This window comes from Allochromatium warmingii (assembly GCF_900107145.1).
GTDB lineage: Bacteria > Pseudomonadota > Gammaproteobacteria > Chromatiales > Chromatiaceae > Thermochromatium > Thermochromatium warmingii.
Genome location: NZ_FNOW01000017.1, coordinates 13,060 through 31,782, shown reverse-complemented (window position 1 = coordinate 31,782; position 18,723 = coordinate 13,060). Strand labels below are relative to the sequence as shown.

At 54.1% G+C, this 18,723-nt stretch carries 17 protein-coding genes; 14 read left to right on the top strand and 3 right to left on the bottom strand.

What is annotated here, in order from left to right:
- Positions 1–2: 2 nt before the first annotated feature.
- Positions 3–1,058, top strand: a complete 1,056-nt coding sequence (hypE, locus tag BLW10_RS06950; RefSeq protein WP_091333393.1) for a hydrogenase expression/formation protein HypE — start codon at positions 3–5, stop codon at positions 1,056–1,058.
- 125 nt (positions 1,059–1,183) lie between these two features.
- On the opposite strand, the gene BLW10_RS06945 is transcribed toward hypE, so the two are convergent.
- On the bottom strand, positions 1,184–2,557 hold the full coding sequence (locus BLW10_RS06945; protein ID WP_091333391.1) for a methyl-accepting chemotaxis protein: 1,374 nt from the start codon (positions 2,555–2,557) through the stop codon (positions 1,184–1,186).
- A 233-nt stretch (positions 2,558–2,790) separates the two neighbouring features.
- Here BLW10_RS06945 and BLW10_RS06940 point away from each other — a divergent pair, with 233 nt between their 5' ends.
- From BLW10_RS06940 to BLW10_RS06875, 13 genes are all read left to right on the top strand, one after another.
- Positions 2,791–4,641: a DUF262 domain-containing protein gene (locus tag BLW10_RS06940; RefSeq protein WP_091333390.1), complete on the top strand. Its 1,851-nt coding sequence runs from the start codon at positions 2,791–2,793 to the stop codon at positions 4,639–4,641.
- A gap of 174 nt (positions 4,642–4,815) precedes the next feature.
- A complete protein-coding gene (gene rsmA / locus BLW10_RS06930) occupies positions 4,816–5,616 on the top strand; it encodes a 16S rRNA (adenine(1518)-N(6)/adenine(1519)-N(6))-dimethyltransferase RsmA (RefSeq protein ID WP_091333386.1) in 801 nt (266 codons plus the stop codon).
- 53 nt (positions 5,617–5,669) lie between these two features.
- Entirely contained in the window at positions 5,670–6,875 is a 1,206-nt protein-coding gene (locus BLW10_RS06925) for a DUF5610 domain-containing protein (RefSeq protein WP_091333385.1), read from the top strand.
- A 259-nt stretch (positions 6,876–7,134) separates the two neighbouring features.
- Positions 7,135–8,190 carry a methyl-accepting chemotaxis protein gene (locus tag BLW10_RS14415; protein WP_143117027.1) on the top strand — a complete coding sequence of 352 codons (1,056 nt, stop codon included), beginning with the start codon at positions 7,135–7,137 and terminating at the stop codon, positions 8,188–8,190.
- Between the two features lie 13 nt (positions 8,191–8,203).
- A complete protein-coding gene (locus tag BLW10_RS06915; protein WP_091333384.1) occupies positions 8,204–8,572 on the top strand; it encodes a response regulator in 369 nt (122 codons plus the stop codon).
- On the top strand, positions 8,569–8,895 hold the full coding sequence (locus tag BLW10_RS06910; RefSeq protein ID WP_091333383.1) for an STAS domain-containing protein: 327 nt from the start codon (positions 8,569–8,571) through the stop codon (positions 8,893–8,895). The genes BLW10_RS06915 and BLW10_RS06910 overlap by 4 nt, the downstream gene beginning before the upstream one ends.
- On the top strand, positions 8,892–11,090 hold the full coding sequence (locus tag BLW10_RS06905; RefSeq protein ID WP_091333382.1) for a chemotaxis protein CheA: 2,199 nt from the start codon (positions 8,892–8,894) through the stop codon (positions 11,088–11,090). The genes BLW10_RS06910 and BLW10_RS06905 overlap by 4 nt, the downstream gene beginning before the upstream one ends.
- 67 nt (positions 11,091–11,157) lie before the next feature.
- Positions 11,158–13,113 (top strand): methyl-accepting chemotaxis protein, encoded by a 1,956-nt coding sequence (locus tag BLW10_RS06900; RefSeq protein ID WP_091333381.1) that lies wholly within the window; start codon positions 11,158–11,160, stop codon positions 13,111–13,113.
- Between the two features lie 12 nt (positions 13,114–13,125).
- Positions 13,126–13,683, top strand: a complete 558-nt coding sequence (locus BLW10_RS06895) for a chemotaxis protein CheW (RefSeq protein ID WP_091333380.1) — start codon at positions 13,126–13,128, stop codon at positions 13,681–13,683.
- On the top strand, positions 13,670–14,536 hold the full coding sequence (locus tag BLW10_RS06890; protein WP_091333379.1) for a CheR family methyltransferase: 867 nt from the start codon (positions 13,670–13,672) through the stop codon (positions 14,534–14,536). Before BLW10_RS06895 ends, BLW10_RS06890 begins: the two co-directional genes overlap by 14 nt.
- Positions 14,533–15,138, top strand: a complete 606-nt coding sequence (locus tag BLW10_RS06885; protein ID WP_091333378.1) for a chemotaxis protein CheD — start codon at positions 14,533–14,535, stop codon at positions 15,136–15,138. Before BLW10_RS06890 ends, BLW10_RS06885 begins: the two co-directional genes overlap by 4 nt.
- A 111-nt stretch (positions 15,139–15,249) precedes the next feature.
- The gene (locus tag BLW10_RS06880) at positions 15,250–16,374 is read left to right on the top strand and encodes a protein-glutamate methylesterase/protein-glutamine glutaminase (protein WP_091333377.1); all 1,125 of its coding nucleotides are present in this window, start codon (positions 15,250–15,252) and stop codon (positions 16,372–16,374) included.
- Positions 16,375–16,602: 228 nt separating this feature from the next.
- Positions 16,603–17,655, top strand: coding sequence for a hypothetical protein (locus BLW10_RS06875; protein WP_091333376.1), 1,053 nt, complete (start codon positions 16,603–16,605; stop codon positions 17,653–17,655).
- A gap of 22 nt (positions 17,656–17,677) precedes the next feature.
- Here BLW10_RS06875 and BLW10_RS06870 read toward each other — a convergent pair whose 3' ends face one another.
- Positions 17,678–18,208, bottom strand: a complete 531-nt coding sequence (locus tag BLW10_RS06870) for a retropepsin-like aspartic protease family protein (protein WP_091333375.1) — start codon at positions 18,206–18,208, stop codon at positions 17,678–17,680.
- Positions 18,205–18,693, bottom strand: coding sequence for a retropepsin-like aspartic protease family protein (locus BLW10_RS06865; protein ID WP_245709174.1), 489 nt, complete (start codon positions 18,691–18,693; stop codon positions 18,205–18,207). The genes BLW10_RS06870 and BLW10_RS06865 overlap by 4 nt, the downstream gene beginning before the upstream one ends.
- Positions 18,694–18,723 lie beyond the last annotated feature (30 nt).

The following is an 18,723-nucleotide window of genomic DNA, read 5'->3' as shown; positions in this document are numbered from 1 at the left end:
TTATGACTCTGACCCCATTGTCACCAGCGCCCACCGCGCCGCTCGATCTCGTACATGGTCGCATCGACCTCACGCACGGCGCAGGCGGTCGCGCCACTGCGCAGTTGCTCGACACGCTGTTCAAACCGGCGTTCGCTAATGAATGGCTGGCGCAGGGCAACGATCAGGCGCTGTTCAGCGTTCCGCCCGGGCGCTTGGTGATGAGCACGGATGCGCATGTGGTCGCGCCGCTGTTTTTTCCGGGCGGGGATATTGGCTCACTCGCCGTTCACGGCACGATTAACGATGTCGCCATGTCCGGTGCCCGCCCGCTGCATCTGGCTGCCAGTTTTATTCTCGAAGAAGGCTTACCGCTCGCCGATCTCGCCCGCATTGTCGCCAGCCTAGCGCAAGCGGCGCGTGACGCTGGCGTTGCGGTGGTGACTGGAGATACGAAGGTCGTCGAACGCGGTAAGGGCGACGGCGTGTTTATCACCACCACCGGCATCGGCGTTGTGCCGGATGGACTCCTGATTTCTGGCGATCAAGCGCGTCCGGGCGATGCGATCTTGATTAACGGCACGCTGGGCGATCACGGCATCGCCATTCTGTCACAACGGGCACATCTGGGATTTGAGACCGTGCTTCAGTCGGATTCTGCCGCGCTGCATGGCTTGGTCGCTGACATGATCGCGGCGGTGCCGGAGATTCATTGTCTGCGCGATCCGACCCGAGGCGGCTTGGCAACCACGCTCAATGAACTGGCGCACCAATCAGGTGTTGGAATGCGGATCCATGAAGCGGCGATTCCGCTGCAACCGGCTGTGATTGCTGCCTGTGAATTACTCGGACTCGATCCGCTGTATAGCGCCAATGAAGGTAAATTAGTGGCGATCTGTCCGGCAGCACAGGCTGAAACGCTCTTAGCGACGATGCGGCGTCATCCACTCGGAACGCAAGCAGCAATTATTGGCGAGGTGGTCGCCGATCCACTGCATTTTGTACAACTGCGCACGCGCTTTGGTGGCGAGCGGTTGCTGGATTGGCTCACTGGGGAGCAATTGCCACGGATTTGTTAAGTGGATTTTCTTTGGTTACGAAGCTGGAGCTTCGTTTTGATACAGCAACGTAGGTTGGATTGCCTGATTATCCCAGCCACTTTCAAATGACCAACATTCGCGCACAGGCAACCCAACCTACGTAGCTAATGGTCATACCGTTCGGCAATCATGCGATCAATGTGACGCATGACTTGTGAACTCGCTTCTTCCGTAGCCCGCATCGCTTGCAGAATAATCGCTTGCGTGTCCGGAGATATCGCGTCCTTCCCGTCTAATAAAGGAATAAATTGATGCACATTTTCATGGACACGTTTATGCGAAACATTCATCGCGTTATAGGCCTGAGTCTGGCCGAAATATTCACGTCCAACGGTGTCATACCAACGCCCTAAGCGACAGGTGTGATGATCCACCTCAATTGCTTTGACATGCTCCGATTCACGGCCATTGGTAAAAATAGCCATATATGCATGTTGTTTATAAAGCATGTGATCGACTTTAACTAGGGTACCAAATCCCATATCACGGGTATAGGTGGCGCGTTGCTGTGTTTCACGCGCCGACTGAGCGAAGCGTCCAAAATGTGCTTCCATATCGCCGATCACCGCACTTGATTGGTCGGCAATTTCGCGCATGGCATCAGAATCGGCCAGCATTCGTTCGCTCTCGCTGCGTAGCTCACTGATAATCTGGCTGATCGATTCGGACGAGCGACGACTACTTTCAGCCAGCTTACGCACCTCGTCGGCAACCACTGCGAACCCGCGTCCAGCCTCACCGGCACGGGCCGCTTCGATGGCGGCATTGAGTGCCAGCAAATTGGTTTGATTGGCAACGGTGGTGATAATTTGCACAGCGGCATTGATATCCTGAGTACGCACATTGAGCCGCGCTACCGCATCGGCGACCTGATTGATACGCATGGTCATGGCTTGCAGATGAATCACCACTTGACCCACTGTGGATTGACCATCAATGGCTTCGCGTGCGGTGACGGTTGCTAAATCAAAGACGCCCTGCATTTCTTGACTGACGCCGGAGAGATCTTGCTGAATCATGGCGAGATTGCCGATCAGATGCGGGCCGTTGAGCCGCTGGGTCTGAACAAGCAGGTGATTGGATTGTGGTTCGCGCTCAAGGGTGGCGGTCTGTGTGTCGTCGGATCCTGATCTGCCCGCCGCAGTTGGTCGCATTTGCGGATCGATATGTGTCAATACGGCGTTAATATGGCGGCAAAGCTGCGCAATCGCATCCTTCTGCTGTCCGCAGTCAATCTGTTGTGTGAATTGACCGTAATGAGCCTGCTCAATACACTGACTTAAGTGTGTCAGTGGTGCCAGACAGGTGTTTGCGATGCGCTGTCCCCACATCGCTAAAACCACAGCAGGTAAGACAAACAGTGCCGCCCACGCTGCCTGTGTTGGCATCATCCAGACGAATATGACGGTAACAAATGTTAAAGCGGCGAGTAACCAGAACAACAATACAAGCTGCGATTGAAACGGTGCGTGTTTCACGATACTGAATCCGATGGGCGAACAAGATAAATAGGTTACAGCCCTAGCTTAGCAACGTATAGGTTGGGTTGCCTGTTCGCCCCGTCCACTTGCAAATCACTAACCTTTACGGAAAGGAAAATGTTGGGTTGTGTACAATTTGGATTGGGTCATTTAACGTCAATTTCGCCTATGGCACACAACCCAAACTACGCTGCTTAATTTCACGAGATAGTATCAAAGGTACTGCCACAATGCCAATGATTGTAAACAACTACCAGATTTCACAAATTTTTAACATCGACTTAAACGTTGCTTATAAAGTACCCCTCTATCAAAGAGAATATATCTGGAGCAAAATGCAATGGGAGTCCCTTTTTGATGACTTGCTAGAAAATAATCCTGATTATTTTATTGGGTCTATAATTTGTATAAACCCAGGAAATGATGCGCTTGCTCATGTTCGATATTTGGAAATTGTAGACGGTCAGCAACGTTTAACTACAATTTCTTTGCTATTTGCAGCACTCTATTATTCACTAAAAAATCATGAAGATAAAAATCAAGTTTCTCATACTTTATACACAATAGAAAGAAAGCTAGTATTTGATGGTGTTTTACGAATAAGTCCACAAATTCAAAATCACAACTTAAGTGACTATAAATCTATTTTAGCTAAAATTAATCTTATTGCAGAAGCTAATCCGGTTGCTTTTGCTGGGAATAGAAGATTTTTCAAAGCTTTTAATTACTTTGTTTCGCGAATCCAAGAATTTGAACTAGAAAATAGCTTGGATTTAATAATGAGTTTTATCAATAAACTAAACAGGGCTTGCTTAGTTAAAATAGAGGTTGAAAGCCACTCTGACGCTTACACTTTATTTGAATCTTTAAATAACAGAGGTATGCCGCTAACAGCTATTGACTTGATAAAAAACAAACTGCTTTCACGTCTTGAGAATGAAGAAAATAGCCTCGAACAATACTCTGAAATATGGAATAACATTTTAAATAATCTTGGTGATGATTATGCTACTCAGGAACGCTTTTTTCGTCAATATTACAACGCGTTTAAAGACGAACTAAACGAACCATTCCGAAACAAGCAAAACCATCAAAATCCACTTGGATTAATCGCTAAACGATCTAATTTGATTTGGATATATGAAAAATTAATTGATAATAATGCTAAGCAGCACTTAAATGACTTGAGTAATGCCAGCAGATGGTATTCTTTGATGTTAGGGCGCAGATGGTATTCTTTAATTTTAAGTAATAGCGAATATTCTTTGGTATTAAATAACGAAAATGAATTAGTAAATTTAGAAAAGCCTTTCAAAGATCTTGAACGCATTCAGGGTTCTCCATCTTATTTGTTGATGTTGTATTTATTGATAAAACGTCAAGATTTATCAATAAATCAATTTTGTGAAATCATAAATTTGTTGGTCAGTTTTTTTGTGCGCAGAAATTTGACTGACAAACCGCCAACACGCGACCTTACAAGGTTATTTATGAACATCGTTGAAAATCTATCTCAATATAAAAATAGCGATGTTGTTGAAAATATTCGTTCGGAATTATTAGGAATTTCAGTTGAAGATGAAGAGTTTCGTGAAAAACTAAGCAGCGATATATACAAAGAGAATGCTAACGTTGCTAGATTTATATTGTGTAAATTAGCTGAACAAGGTATGACTAAAGAAAATTGGGTTGATCTTTGGGCTGAACGAAGTAAACAATTTTTATGGAGTATTGAACATATTTTCCCGCAAGGTGAAAATATACCTGATGCTTGGGTAGAGATGATTGCAGATGGGGACAAAAATAAAGCTCAAGAATTTAAAGAAACGCATATTCATAAACTTGGAAATTTAACACTTTCAGGTTTTAATTCTAATTTAAGCAATAGAAGCTTTAAAGAAAAACGCGATCTTACCGATCAGCGCGGACTATCTATAGGCTATAAAAATGGTCTCAATCTCAATGCTGAATTAGTGAATTTAGAATCATGGACTATCAAAAATATTGATGAACGTACAGAGCAACTCGTTAACCAATCAATGAAGCTTTTTAGCTTACAATCACAGGAAAAAGTCAGTTAATTAGTTAATTTGACCATCAGCCGCGATGAGAGCGGGCAATATTAAAAGTAGGTTGGGTTGCCTGTTCGCCCCGTCCACTTGCAAATCACTAACCTTCACGGAAAGACAGCCCAACATAAGCATCGTGAAAAATGTTGGGTTGTGTGCCGTCCACACTCGAACCTCAAACACCCCATGCAACATCAAGCCCGCAAGCGTTTCGGCCAGAATTTCCTGCATGACCCGCTGGTCATCGACCGCATTCAAGCGGCTATTGACGCTCGTCCGGGCGACTATTTAGTCGAAATTGGGCCAGGTCAGGGCGCAATCACCAGCGGATTATTACAACGTGCTGGAGCACTCGATGTCATTGAACTCGACCGCGATTTAATCGAGCCATTGCGTCAACGCCTAAGCACAGTTGGTACCTTGCGTATTCACAATGCTGATGCGCTTGCTGTTGATTTGCGCACCCTAATTGATAATAAAGAAACCAACAGCCCAATTTTGCGGCTGGTCGGTAATTTGCCCTATAATATTTCAACGCCGCTACTCTTTCATTTTCTCAATCAGCTTGATGTAGTCCGCGATCTGCATGTGATGCTGCAAAAAGAAGTTGTGGATCGTATTGTTGCCGAGCCGGGCGATAAAACCTATGGTCGCTTGTCGGTGATGATTCAAAGCCGCTGCGCCGCGACCTGCTTATTTCACATCGGCCCTGGAGCATTTAAACCCGCGCCAAAAGTGGATTCAGCATTTTTGCGTTTGCGTCCATTGCGACCGCTGCCATATCCAATTACCGATCCGCATGTGCATGAACGCATTGTCGCCGCTGCATTCGGTCAGCGGCGTAAAACCCTGCGCAATAGCTTATCTAGTTTAATTAGTCCCGAATTATTCGAAGCAGCGAATATTGATCCCAAATGCCGTGCCGAAGAACTCGACAGCGCCAGCTATGCGCGGCTGGCTAATCTCGCCGCCCAGCATTCAAGCTGAACCCGCGTTGGCCGTTATAATTGGTATGTCCACCGCCCGCCGGAGACGCGCCGATGACCGTTCAACTGCACTCCCTGCATCTCGCCACTCGTCAGACCCTCACTTCCGCTCGCCAACTCAGTACGCCCGCCGCTGAATCCGATGTCCGTGAACCAGCGAGCGCACTCTCGCGCTTGCAGGACAAGGCGCTCAATGCTATCGCCCGCGAGCTGCCGGGCATGGATGCCGCTGGGCTGAAACGACTCGATCCGGCTGAATACACGCCGGAGAAGGTCGCCGAGCGCATCGCCACCTTTGTCGGTTTGGGCTTAGACAGTGCGCGGCAGCGCGGGGCCACCGATGAGGAATTGCAATCCATGCACGCCAGCGCCATGCGCGGTGCGGAGCAGGGGTTTAAGGAAGCCAAAGAGCTGCTGGCACATCTTCAGGTGCTCAATGGCGCGGTCGCCGAACAGGTGGACGCCACCGAAAAACTGACATTTGAGCAGCTCGCCAAGCTGTCACCGGCCTTGAAGCTAACGGAAGCCGCACCGCTACAAACCGCCAGCGCGACGACGAGTTTCGCGCAAGCGTCACGGTATAGCGAAGCGCAAGATTTTAGCTTGCAGCTTCGGACACGCGACGGAGATACGGTGCAAATTGAATTTAGTCGGCAATTCGCTGCCGAGAGTCAATTTGCGGCAATCACGGATGGTGAAGGAAGTGCGGCGATGATACTGGATGTCAGTCAAGCCGAACAAACTGGCTATCAATTCCGCGTGCATGGTGATTTAAGCGAAGAAGAACTCACCGCTATTCAAAATTTAGTGCAGGATGTCAGCCAAGTTGCCACAGAGTTTTATAGCGGTGATGTCCAGCAGGCATTTGAGCGCACCGCTGATTTACGTTTCGATAATACGCAATTAGCGTCAATGCGGCTGTCGATGAGCCATACCGAACAGACAAGCGCCGTGCAGCGGTATGCCAGCACCCAGCGGTTAGAGCAACCGGAAGCCGTCCAGCACGCTGGGCAGCGTCTCGGCCATCTGGGGCGCGAACTGCGTGAAAATCTGGAACCGGAGGCGCTCCAATTCCTCAACGAACCGTTCAAGCTAGTCAGCGATCTGTTGCGCGGCTTGGTTGAGCAAGATAGCCGCTTCTTGAGCGCCGATGCCGAACAACAGACGCGCTATCAGGATCAGCTTGAGCGGCTGTTGAAGTTCGCCGAACCGCCCGCCGCGCCCTCGGATGCAACCTTGAGCGAGCGCACTGTGCAATGAGCGGCAAAATGCCTTAGCATCCGTGCCAACGACGTTGTAATACGATGACCGGCCACCCCGGCCGAGTCGTTGGCTTGAAGGAGCAGTGCGCGTGTCACATCAGCCCATACCGTCCGCGACCCGTGGGTGGCGAGAATCTTGGCCGGTCATCGCAGTGGGCGGGGTGGCCAGCGCCGCGCTGCTGTGGACGAGCAGCGCCTCGCTCCTCGGCTGGCTCCTCGCCGCGCTGGTCTTCGCACTCGCGGTGAGTGTGGCGGTCATGCAGTCGCGGAGACACGCCACCCACATCGCACACGCCTGTGCGCAGATTCAATCCCAATTCGATCAGCAGCGCCAGCACCGCGCCACGCTTGAACAGGCATTCGAGCGGCTGGCGATTGAGCTGTTTCCGATCTTCGTGCGCCACATCCAGCACTCGCGCCAACTTACCGAAGAAAGCATTACCCATCTGACCTTCACTTTTGGTGAATTGGTCGCGGATTTAGAGCGCGTGATGCAAACCAGCGGTTCAGATGAACACGGCGACACGCATAATTTATTCGAGCAATTCGCGCACAGTCAGAGTGCCTTAACCGAGGTGATCGCTGATTTTGAGGTGATTTTGCGCCGCGATTCGGCAATGACCGATCAGGTTGACCGCTTGGCGGGATTTGGTGAGCAGATGCGCCAAATGGCACAGGATGTGCGTTCAGTGGCCGAACAAATCAATTTACTGGCACTCAATGCCGCGATTGAAGCGGCCCGCGCCGGGGAGCAAGGACGCGGGTTTGCGGTGGTCGCCGATGAGGTGCGCAAGCTGGCCGGATCGTCCGCCGATACCGGCGCACGCATTAGCGCCAAGGTCGAAGAATTGGCGCGTTCACTCGGCGAGACGCAAACGCTGGTCAAATCCTCAATGCGCAGCGCCGATACGCTGGTGCGTGAGTCAGAACAAAAAGTCGAAACGGTGATGAATCGACTGCGCCAAACGACCGAGGCGCTCAATGAGGATGCGCAGAGTTTACGGGCGCTGAGTGAGCATATTCGCACCCGCATCGCCGCCTCGATGGTCGATCTGCAATTTCAGGATCGCACCAGTCAGATTTTGGAGCATGTCTGCGACGGTCTCGATAGTCTCAGCACGCGACTCACCGCCACCGCCCAACACGATCCGGCGCAACAAGCGCGTGATATTCTGGAGATCGACAGTCTGTTAGCGCAGATGCTCCAATCCTATAGCACCATCGAGGAGCGCGATCTGCATCATGGCACGGCGAGCACCAACCCGCCGCCTCACGCGCCGCTGACAGCGGCCTCGGAATTGACATTCTTCTGAAACGGAGTCCGGCATGGCGAAGACGATTCTGGTGGTCGATGATTCGGCCTCCTTTCGCAGTGTGGTAGGGATCGCGCTCAAGGGCGCGGGCTATGAGGTGCTCGAAGCCTGCGATGGCTGTGACGCGCTGGCAAAGCTGAACGGCACCAAGATTCATCTGATTGTCAGCGATGTGAATATGCCGAATATGGACGGCATCACGCTGGTCAGTGAGGTCAAAAAGCTCCCTAACTACAAGTTCACGCCGATTTTGATGCTGACTACTGAGAGTCAACCCGAGAAAAAAGAAGCCGCCCGCGCCGCCGGCGCAAAGGCGTGGCTGGTCAAGCCATTTCAGCCGCCGATGCTGTTAGATGCGGTGTCAAAGCTGATTCTGCCATGAACACATCCCGCGCTACGGCCAGCGATCCCGAACGGCTAATGCTCACCGGTGAGCTGACCATTTATACCGTTGGCGAGACGCTTGCCCAACTGCGGGCGCAACTCGCCGAGCAACCGATTCGGGCGCTCGATCTATCAGAAGTCACCGAACTCGATGGGGCCGGCTTGCAGGTGTTGCTGTGGTTGTGTGACACGGCGCAGGCACGCGGGCAGCCACTGCGCGTAGTGGCGCACAGTACAGCAGTGGCTGAGGTGCTCAATCTGTTGCAGTTGAACGAGCGATTGGCGCTCACGGCGTCGCCGAGCGGAGGCACCACGTCATGAGTCTCGATAGTGCGCGTCAGGCGTTTTTAGCTGAGGTCGCCGAGCTGCTGCAATCGATGGAAGATGCACTCTTGGCGCTGGAAGATGACCCGACCGATGCCGAGTCGCTGAATGCTGTGTTTCGGGCGATGCACACGATTAAGGGTACCGGTGGTGTGTTCGGCTATGACGCCATCGTTGAGTTTACGCATACCGTTGAAACGCTGATGGATCAGGTGCGCAGTGGTCAGGTGCCTTTGACGCGCCCGTTGATCGAGACGCTCTTTGCCTGCCGCGATCACAGTGCGCAACTGGTTGATGCCATTGTTGCAGCGGATACACCAGATGCACCACTTGATCCCGAATTAGCGCAGGCTGGCGCGGTGCTGTTAGCGCGGTTAGCTCCGGCGGGCGCGGTGGCAGCACCAGCGCCGACCGCCACGCCGACCCGCGAGATGCGCAATCTGCCGGTAGCCAGCGATCTCTGGATGTTGACGCTCAAGTTCAAGCGCGACAGCTTCCGCGATGGCATCGATCCGCTGTCATTTCTGCGCTATTTGGGATCACTCGGCGAGCTGGTGCATGTCGCGGTACAACTTGATCCCGAAGCACTGCGCATCGAAACCTTTGACGCCGAAAGCTGTTATCTGCAATTCGGCATCGGCTTTCGCGGTGAGGTCGATAAACCGACGCTCGCGGGCGTGTTCGAATTTGCCGATCAAGATTGCGAATTGCGCATCCTCGAACCGGATACGGCGCAATCGAAATATTTAGAACTGCTCGCGGCCGTCCCCGACGATCAGGTCGGCTGGATTGGGGATTTGCTGTTGCGCATCGGGGCGCTGACGGCCGGTGAACTCGAACGGGCATTGCAAACCCAGTCGAGCGAAGGCGCGGGCGAGACGCCCGAAGCGCGGAAACGGCGTGTCGGTGAAATTCTGGTCGAACAGGGTTCGATTAAACCGGCGGTCGTCGAACAAGCGGTACGCACGCAAGATGCCGCCCGCGCCCGCCGTCAAGAAGAGGCGCATTTTATTCGCGTCGATGCACAACGGCTCGGGCATTTAATCGACCTGATTGGGGAATTAGTCACCAGCAGTGCCGCCATTCGCGTCTTAGTCAAGCGGGCGGGCATTGAAGATATGAATGAGGTAGTCGATGGTGTCGATTATCTCGTCTCAGAAATCCGCGATAACGCCCTACAATTACGCATGGTGCAAATCGGTGAATCCCTGTCACGTTTTAAGCGCGTGGTGCGCGATGTCAGTCACGAACTGGGCAAAGAAATCGATTTAAGTGTTACTGGCGGCGAAACCGAATTAGATAAAACGGTGGTCGAGAAAATGATCGACCCGTTGACGCATTTAATTCGCAATGCCATAGATCATGGCATCGAAACGCCTGAAATCCGCCTCGCACACGGCAAACCCGCACAGGGCACGGTGCGCATCAATGCCTATCACGATTCGGGGCATATTGTGGTGGAAATTGCCGATGATGGGGCCGGATTAGATACCGCACGGATTCGCGCTAAAGCCGAAAGTGTCGGCTTAATCAAACCAGATGAGGTGCTCACGCATGAGGAAACCTTGCGCTTGATTTTTGCTCCGGGACTTTCGACCAAAGAGCAAGCGACGAATTTATCTGGGCGCGGCGTGGGTATGGATGTGGTGCGGCGTAATATTGAGGCGCTACGCGGCACGGTTGAACTGGATAGCCGTCTTGGTGAAGGCACGCAGGTGACCATTGTGCTGCCGCTGACCTTAGCAATTATCGACGGTTTTCTGGTTGGCGCAGGGCCGGATCAATATGTGATTCCGTTAGCGCAGGTGGCCGAATGCGTTGAAATGGGCGCGGCCAGTGGGGTCAAACGTCATAGCGAGCATTACATCAATTTGCGCAATGAGGTCTTACCCTTTATTCGGCTCACTGAATTGTTTGAAAATGCTGATCCCGCGCATCGCACTGGACATCGTGAAAGTTTAGTGGTGGTGCGCTTTGGTCATCATAAAATGGGGCTGGTGGTTGATACCTTGCTCGGTGAATTACAAACCGTGATTAAGCCACTCGGCAAGGTGTTTGAGCGGTTGCGCGGCGTGGCCGGCGCGACCATTCTCGGCACAGGTGATATTGCGTTAATTCTCGATGTTGCTGAATTAGCTGCAATTGCCGAAGGACAGCGGTCAGGTAGTGGTAAACGGTTAGCCAGCGCCTAAACGCATATTGGAATTTACCGCGCCTTAAATCAATACTGATTGACAGGTTTTTGTAGGAGATGCCTGCATGTTTCGCACTATGACGATGGCCAAAAAGCTCATTTTGGGTTTTGCCACGATTTTACTGTTATTAGTGATCGTTGGTGTGCTGTCTTATTTCACCATTGAGGGCGCTTCAACCGGTTTTGCTTCGTACCGCGAAAAAGCGATTCGTGCCAATCGGATGGGCGAAATGCAGGCGGCGATGCTAATGGGACGGATGGAAGTGAAGGATTACATCAAGACCCATGCTGAGGAGGATGTGCAGCAGTTTGAGCAATATTTAGCAACAACTGAAAATATTCTAAAGGAATTACAAGGAATTGTCCGCGATCCAGAGCGCAAAGCTAAAATTGATGCGTCTACGAATCATATTCAAACCTATGGTAAGACCTTTGCGCAGGTTGTTAGTCTCACTACAGCTAGTGATCGACTGGATGCGGAAATTCTCGCGGTCAATGGCCCAGCGATTGAGCAGCGCTTGACGCAAATTCTTGAAAGCGCCAATCAAGCTGGCGATACAGCAGCAGTACTAAAAGCAGCACGCGGGTTACGTAGTTTATTATTAGCGCGTCTTTATGTGCGGCGCTTTGTCGGTGATAATGCGCAGGCCGACTCAGATCGCGTGAATCGTGAATGGACGGAATTAGATGCGCAAATGGTAGATATGGATGCTGGTTTGCAAGATCCGCAGCGCCGTGCGCTACTTGCTGAAGTAATGCGGCTGAAAGCCGAATATAAAACGGCATTTGATCGGACTGTTCAGTTGATTGAAGAACGTAATCAATTGATTGAAAAAACTTTAAATGTACTTGGGCCGCAATTTGCGGCTGATATTGACGCAATTAAACTGGCCTATAAAGGTGAACAAGATACGATTGGGCCGCAAGTCCAACGTGCTAATGATCGCGGCATCTTCATCATTTCGGTGTTATCGTTATTGGCGCTGCTGTTTGGCGTTGGAATCGCTTGGCTGATTATTCGCGGCGTGATGGCGCAATTAGGCAAAGACCCAGGCGTGATTGCGGATGTTACCAAACAGGTCGCTGCCGGTAATTTAGCGATGGATTTTGACCAAACTAATTTGCGCGGCGTTTATAAAGATATGTATGGCATGGTCGAGCGCCTGCGCCAAATTGTCGGCGAAGTGCGGGTCGGGGCGGATAATCTGTCGTCAGCATCGAGCGAGGTCAGCTCCACCGCGCAGGCGCTCAGTCAGGGCGCGACCGAACAGGCGGCGAGCGTCGAGGAAACCACCGCCAGCATCGAGCAGTTGAATGCTTCGGTGCAGCAAAATACCGAAAATGCGCGGGTGACTAACGGCATCGCTAAGAGTTCGGCGGAAGAGGCGCGGCGCGGTGGCGAAGCGGTCGCCCGCACGGTCGCGGCGATGAAAGAGATCGCCAGCAAGATCGGTTTGATCGAGGACATCGCCTATAAAACCAATCTGTTGGCGCTCAACGCGGCGATTGAAGCGGCGCGGGCCGGTGAGCATGGCAAGGGCTTTACCGTAGTTGCGGCAGAAGTGCGCAAGCTCGCTGAGAACAGCGGCGTGACCGCGCAAGAAATCAACCGCTTGGCGAATAGCAGCGTGGCGATTGCTGAGGAAGCCGGCAAGCTGTTAGAGCAGATGGTGCCCAATATCGTCAAAACGGCGGATTTAGTCGAAGAAATCACCGCCGCGTCTGGCGAACAAGCCGCCGGTATCAGCCAGATCAATGAGGCGATGAGCCAGCTAGACAAGGCCACGCAGCAGAATGCCTCATCGTCCGAAGAGCTGGCCGCGACTGCTGAAGAGTTGAGCGGTCAGGCCAGCCAGTTGCAGGAAACCATGTCGTTCTTCCGCACCGGTGGAGGCAGCGCCCGCGCCAAGAATAAGAGCCGCGCCCGCACTCTGGCACCGGCGGTGAGCCGCGTCCATGATGACGATGCGGGCACGGTTGATCTCGACGACTTCGATCACAAGGATTTTGAGCGGTTTTAACCGGAGGGCGGCATGGGCGAGTTGGTTTTAAGCAACCGCGCAAGCGCGGCAACACACAGCGAGGCCAATGATGAGGTCACGCAATATCTGACCTTTGCCGTGTCGGATGAGCGCCTAGCCATGTCCATCGACGCGGTTAAAGAGATCATCGAAACTCCGAGTGTCACCCGCGTGCCGATGACGCCCGATTATATTCGCGGCGTCATCAATCTACGCGGCAGCGTGGTGCCGGTGATTGATCTGGGGGCGCGACTGGGGCGCGGGCCGATTGTGCTGACCAAACGCAGTTGTATTGTGTTAGTCGAAGTGCGGGTCGGCGACGAGGCGCATGTGCTCGGCATGTTGGTCGATGAGGTGAAAAATATTCTCGAAATTGCCCGCGACGATATTAAACCGCCGCCGGAATTTGGCTCAGAAATCCGCACCGATTTTATTGAAGCAATGGGCCGCGTGGACGATGTGTTCGTGATTATTTTGAGCGTCGATCACGTCTTGTCATTGCAAGAACTGGCTGCACTGCGCCGCATTAGTCAGGACAGCGCGTCTGGAGGCGTGGATGGGGAGTCGTGACGCTGCGCACGACCTGTTGTCAATCCCAGATGTCGTACCGTTGAAGGATAGTGAGTTTGAACGCTTTCGCCAGTTCATCCACGAGCGGGCCGGTATCAATCTGGCCCCACATAAACGCCAGATGGTCAGCGCCCGTCTGCAACGGCGGCTGCATCATCTGGGGTTACACAGCTTTGATGCCTATTTAGATCGCGTCTTTGATCCTGGCCAGGATCAAGAACGCCAGCAGTTGATTGATCTGCTGACGACCAACGAAACCTATTTTTATCGGGAACCGGCGCATTTTGACTATCTGCGCGAACAGGTGCTGCCGAGCTATCGCGGACGGACGTTGCATCTGTGGAGCGCCGCCTGTTCGAGCGGCGAAGAGGTATACACGCTGGCGATGGTGCTGGCCGATGCGCTGGGTACAACCGGCGAGTGGCAGCTTCTCGGCACCGATATTAGTCAGCGCGTGCTGGCGCAAGCACGCCTGGGTATCTATCCGCTCGAACGCGCCCGCCATCTGCCGCGAGCTTGGCTGGAGCGGTACTGTCTCAAGGGCGTACGCGCCCAGAGCGGTAATCTGCTGATTGATCCGAAGCTCAAAGCGCGGGTGAAGCTGGAGCCGCATAATTTGCTGCAACCCCGCCGCGACGGGGAGCAATTTGAGATTATTTTTCTGCGTAACGTATTGATTTATTTTGATTTACCGACCAAACAGCGTGTCATCGACCGCCTGTGCGCGGCACTGCGCCCAGGTGGACTGCTGTTTATCAGTCATGTCGAATCACTACACGGCTTGAGCGCACCGCTGGCGATGATCCGCCCGTCGATCTTTCAGCGCCCGACAACCGAACGCGGTGCGCCATGAGTGCGGCGCTGGCTTCAGCCAAAGGGATTAAACGTCATCTGGTGCGCCCAGGCGAACACGTTGTAACTAATGAGCCGCTGGTCTTAACGACGCTGCTCGGTTCCTGTGTCGCAGTCTGTCTCTATGATCCGGTCGCGCGCTTGATGGGCATGAATCACTTTTTGTTGCCGATGCGTAATCCGGCCAGCCGCGATCCAGTGCTGGCTACAGATGCTGGGCGCTATGGCGTCTGGGCGATGGAACTGCTTGTCAACGATCTGCTCAAACGCGGTGCGCGGCGCGAGCAATTACGCGCCAAAGCCTTCGGCGGCGCAAATGTCCTGCGCACTGCTGATGATGTCCGTGATGATGCGTTCAATATCGGCGCATCCAATGTGCTGTTTGTGCGGCAATTTCTCGGACGCGACGGCATTCCGCTGGTGGCGCAAGACCTCGGCGGCCTACACGGACGGCAGATTCATTTTTACGGCGGCGACTATTCGGTGTTTCTGCGCCGGATTCCACGCACCGGCGTCGAGCGCGTGCTTGGCGATGAGCAACGTTATCTACGCCGCGCTATCGATGCCAAACAACGCGGCACACCGCCGGATTTTTTTGAATGAGTGGTCAGCTATCAGCCTCCAGCTTTCAGCTTCCAGCCGCCAGCTAGTTGGGTTCAGATGAAGTATTGGAATAGCTGGTGGCTGGAAGCTGATAGCTGGTAGCTCTCAACTATGACCGTCAAAGTATTGATCGTAGACGACTCAGCCGTCGTCCGTCAGGTGCTGACCGAACAACTCGCCGGAATCGCTGGCATTGAAATCATGGGCGCGGCGCGTGACCCACTGTTTGCCCGTAAGCTCATAGAAAAACAGTGGCCGGATGTCATCGTGCTCGACATCGAGATGCCGCGCATGGACGGCTTGACCTTTCTGCGGCAACTGATGGCCGAGCGCCCAACGCCGGTGATTATCTGCTCGACGCTGACCGAAAAAGGCGCAGATATCACCATGCAGGCGATGAGTGCCGGAGCGGTAGACATCATCGCCAAACCGAAGCTCGGGCTACGGCAGTTTTTGGAAGAATCCAAAACGCTGCTCGGCGATGCGATCAAAGCCGCCAGTCATGCGCGGATGGAACGTGTCAGTGCCAACTCGCGGGCGAAAGCGTCGGTGATGACCCCAACGCAAAAACTCCCTGCTGATGCGGTGCTCAGTGAGCGCCCGTCTACGTTGATCGCTGAAACGACGGATCGCGTGGTAGCGATTGGCACCTCGACCGGCGGCACCCAGGCGCTCGAATATGTGCTCACCCGCCTGCCGCGCACTGCGCCGGGGATGGTGATTGTGCAGCACATGCCCGGCGCATTTACGGCAGCCTTTGCTGGGCGTCTCAATCAGCTCTGTCAGATCGAAGTGCGCGAAGCCCGCAACGGCGACCGCGTGATTCCTGGGCTGGCGCTGATCGCCCCAGGTACCGATCATCTACTACTGCGGCGCAGTGGGGCGCAATATCGCGTTGAGGTCAAAAGCGGGCCACTGGTCAGTCGGCATCGTCCTTCAGTCGATGTACTGTTTCGCTCCACCGCGCAAGCCGCCGGGCCAAATGCCGTCGGTATTATTATGACCGGCATGGGCGATGACGGCGCACGCGGATTGCTAGAAATGCACCAAACTGGCGCGTTGACGATTGCCCAAGATGAGCAAACCTGTATCGTCTATGGAATGCCCAAAGAAGCCGTTAAGCTCGGCGGCGTTGATGCCAGTGTTGGACTGCCGCGCATCCCCGACATCATCACCCAAGCCCCGACGCGCTTGGCATATAAACGGCTGCATGGTGGTGCGCCGCCCGCGACCTGAGCGGCGTGCTGATCGCTGGCGGCTGAAAGCTGGCCGCTGTATCTTGGCGCACACCCACAAGTCAGTCTATAATTTCGCGTTTAGTTCGCCATCACCTCGGCGACACCTATCTCAGTCGCTTCTCGACTTATTCCAATCTTTTTTACCATCCAGGCCAATCCTGGCCGAGGATCCGTGAGGTTCGCCGTGAATCCGCGCTCGAAGGCTCTTGTCTGCTGCCTAGCAATCGTGCCCCTGTTGCTTTCGGCTTGCGCGAGCAATCCCACTCTGACGGCCGATCAAGCCGCATCAGCCAATGCGCCGCCGATTGACACCAGCAATCTGCCACGTTTAGTGCTATCCGGCGCAACCCTCGCTGAGGTCAAATCGTTGGCGATGGGCGCGGCGCGAAGTCGTGGCTGGATGATCCGTTATGCCGACTCGACGCCAGATCGATTGGTCGTCGGGCGACCAGCGGAAGCCTCGGTGCTCGCGCTCGCTGCGCCGAATTTAACCGCCGCTTCCGGCGCGATGCTGGAGGTTACGACGTTATTAAAAGATGTCGGCGGTGGGGTCGAAGTGGCGACGCTGGCCGAAGTGGTGACGGCTAGTCAGCAAGGCGCTGCGGCCGATCGCATTGATTACACTGAGCAATTCCGCGAGCCGTTGACGCAATCGCTCCATTCACTGCGCGAACGCTGGATGCGAGATCGCGAGCGCCTTGCGCGTGCTGCGCCGCCACCGGAAGGTTGGAAGAGTGCTTGGGAATTGCCGTTAGCGGCGGCCGCTGCTGTGCAATCTCCACCGCCTGCACCGCCGGTTGTAGTCGCTCCGACACCACCAGCACCTACCTCGGCTCCAGTACCTGTTGCAGCGCCGCCTAAACCGCCCGCTGCGCCGCTGAAGGTCGCTGCCCCCGTGCCCGTTGCACCCGCTGCCAAGCCAGCGCCACTGGCCAAGCCCGCTGCGCCGACCAAAGCGGCGACGCCTGCGGCTAAACCAGTGGTTGCGGCTAAAGCTGCGCCACCGGCGAAGCCCGCCACGCCCGCAAAACCGGCAACTCCAGCTCAAACCGCAGCCGCCGTGCCGCCGAAACCTGCAGTCGCGAAGCCAGCGGCCCCTAAAGCGCAGTGGTCAGCGAAAGCCGAGCAGTACGCCCGTCAACGCGGCTGCAAAGTCGGGAGCAGCGGTGCGCAGTTGATCGAATCACGCAAGGATGGTGAGGTGTACAAGGTTCCGTGTCAGGGCAGTGACAGTTCGTTGATCCGCTGCAAGGGCGGTACCTGTCAAGGTTTGCTGTAAACAAAACGGATGCGCCGTGTTGCTATTCGGAGACAGCGTAATTCACCGGCCGCAACCGCATCTGCCCCGCCGCGAACCACACGTCTATATGCTTGAGATAGGACATGCCGAGTAAGGCTTGCTCGCCGGCCATATTCGGCAACACGGTTGCCTTGACCTGATGCGCGACCAAGCCGCCAACATCAACGCTCTCTAGCCAAGCTGTCCAACTGCGCACATTGCCATTGCCGGTTTTGCTCACCGCGCCGGGATAGAGTTTTAATCCCAGTTGCTGCGCCACCCCATAGGGCAGCGCCACATCCGCCGCGCCGGTATCGACTAACAATTCGATGCGTTGCCCATTGATCCGCCCAGTAACAACATATTGATCGAGCTGATTCTGTTTGAGCACCACTTCCGGCACGCCATCTTGACCCAAATACGCCACCGGACGCGGATTGGGATTGCCGCGCCGTCCGCTTTGGCTCAGCGCAAACACGATGCCTAGTCCCATCAACACGATAAGCAGTGCCCGCGCCAAACGCCAAGATTGCCACGATCGCTTCAGGTTCATCGCAAAAAGCCCCGCAATGTCAACGTATCGCCGCGTTGTATCAATTCCAGCGGTTTCAAAAAGCTCATTCCGAGCAATACCTCGTCCTCATCGGGCATATTCGGCAGCACACTCGCCCGCACGTTATGCGCCACCAATCCGCCGAGTTCCACCCGCGCCAAGCGCGTCGGCCAGGTGCGCGTGATGCCGTTGGCGGTGCGGCTGCTGCCTTCGGGGCCGAGCCGGACATTCAACTGTTGCGCGAGTTTTAACGACAGCGCCACATCAGTCGCGCCGGTATCGACCAAAAATCGCACTGGCATGCCATTGATGGTGCCGCTGGCGACATAATGCCCAGCGCGATTGCGGTACAACACGACCGCAACTGTGCCGTCAGCTTCGCGGCTGGTGAGCGGCTGCGCATTGGGATTGTGCTGGCCATCAAGCCAATACTGAAACCCAAACACCAGCAGCGCCAAACCGCTGATCCAGCCGCCGAGCAGCATCAGCCGACCTAAGCGGGTCGGCCAGTCGGC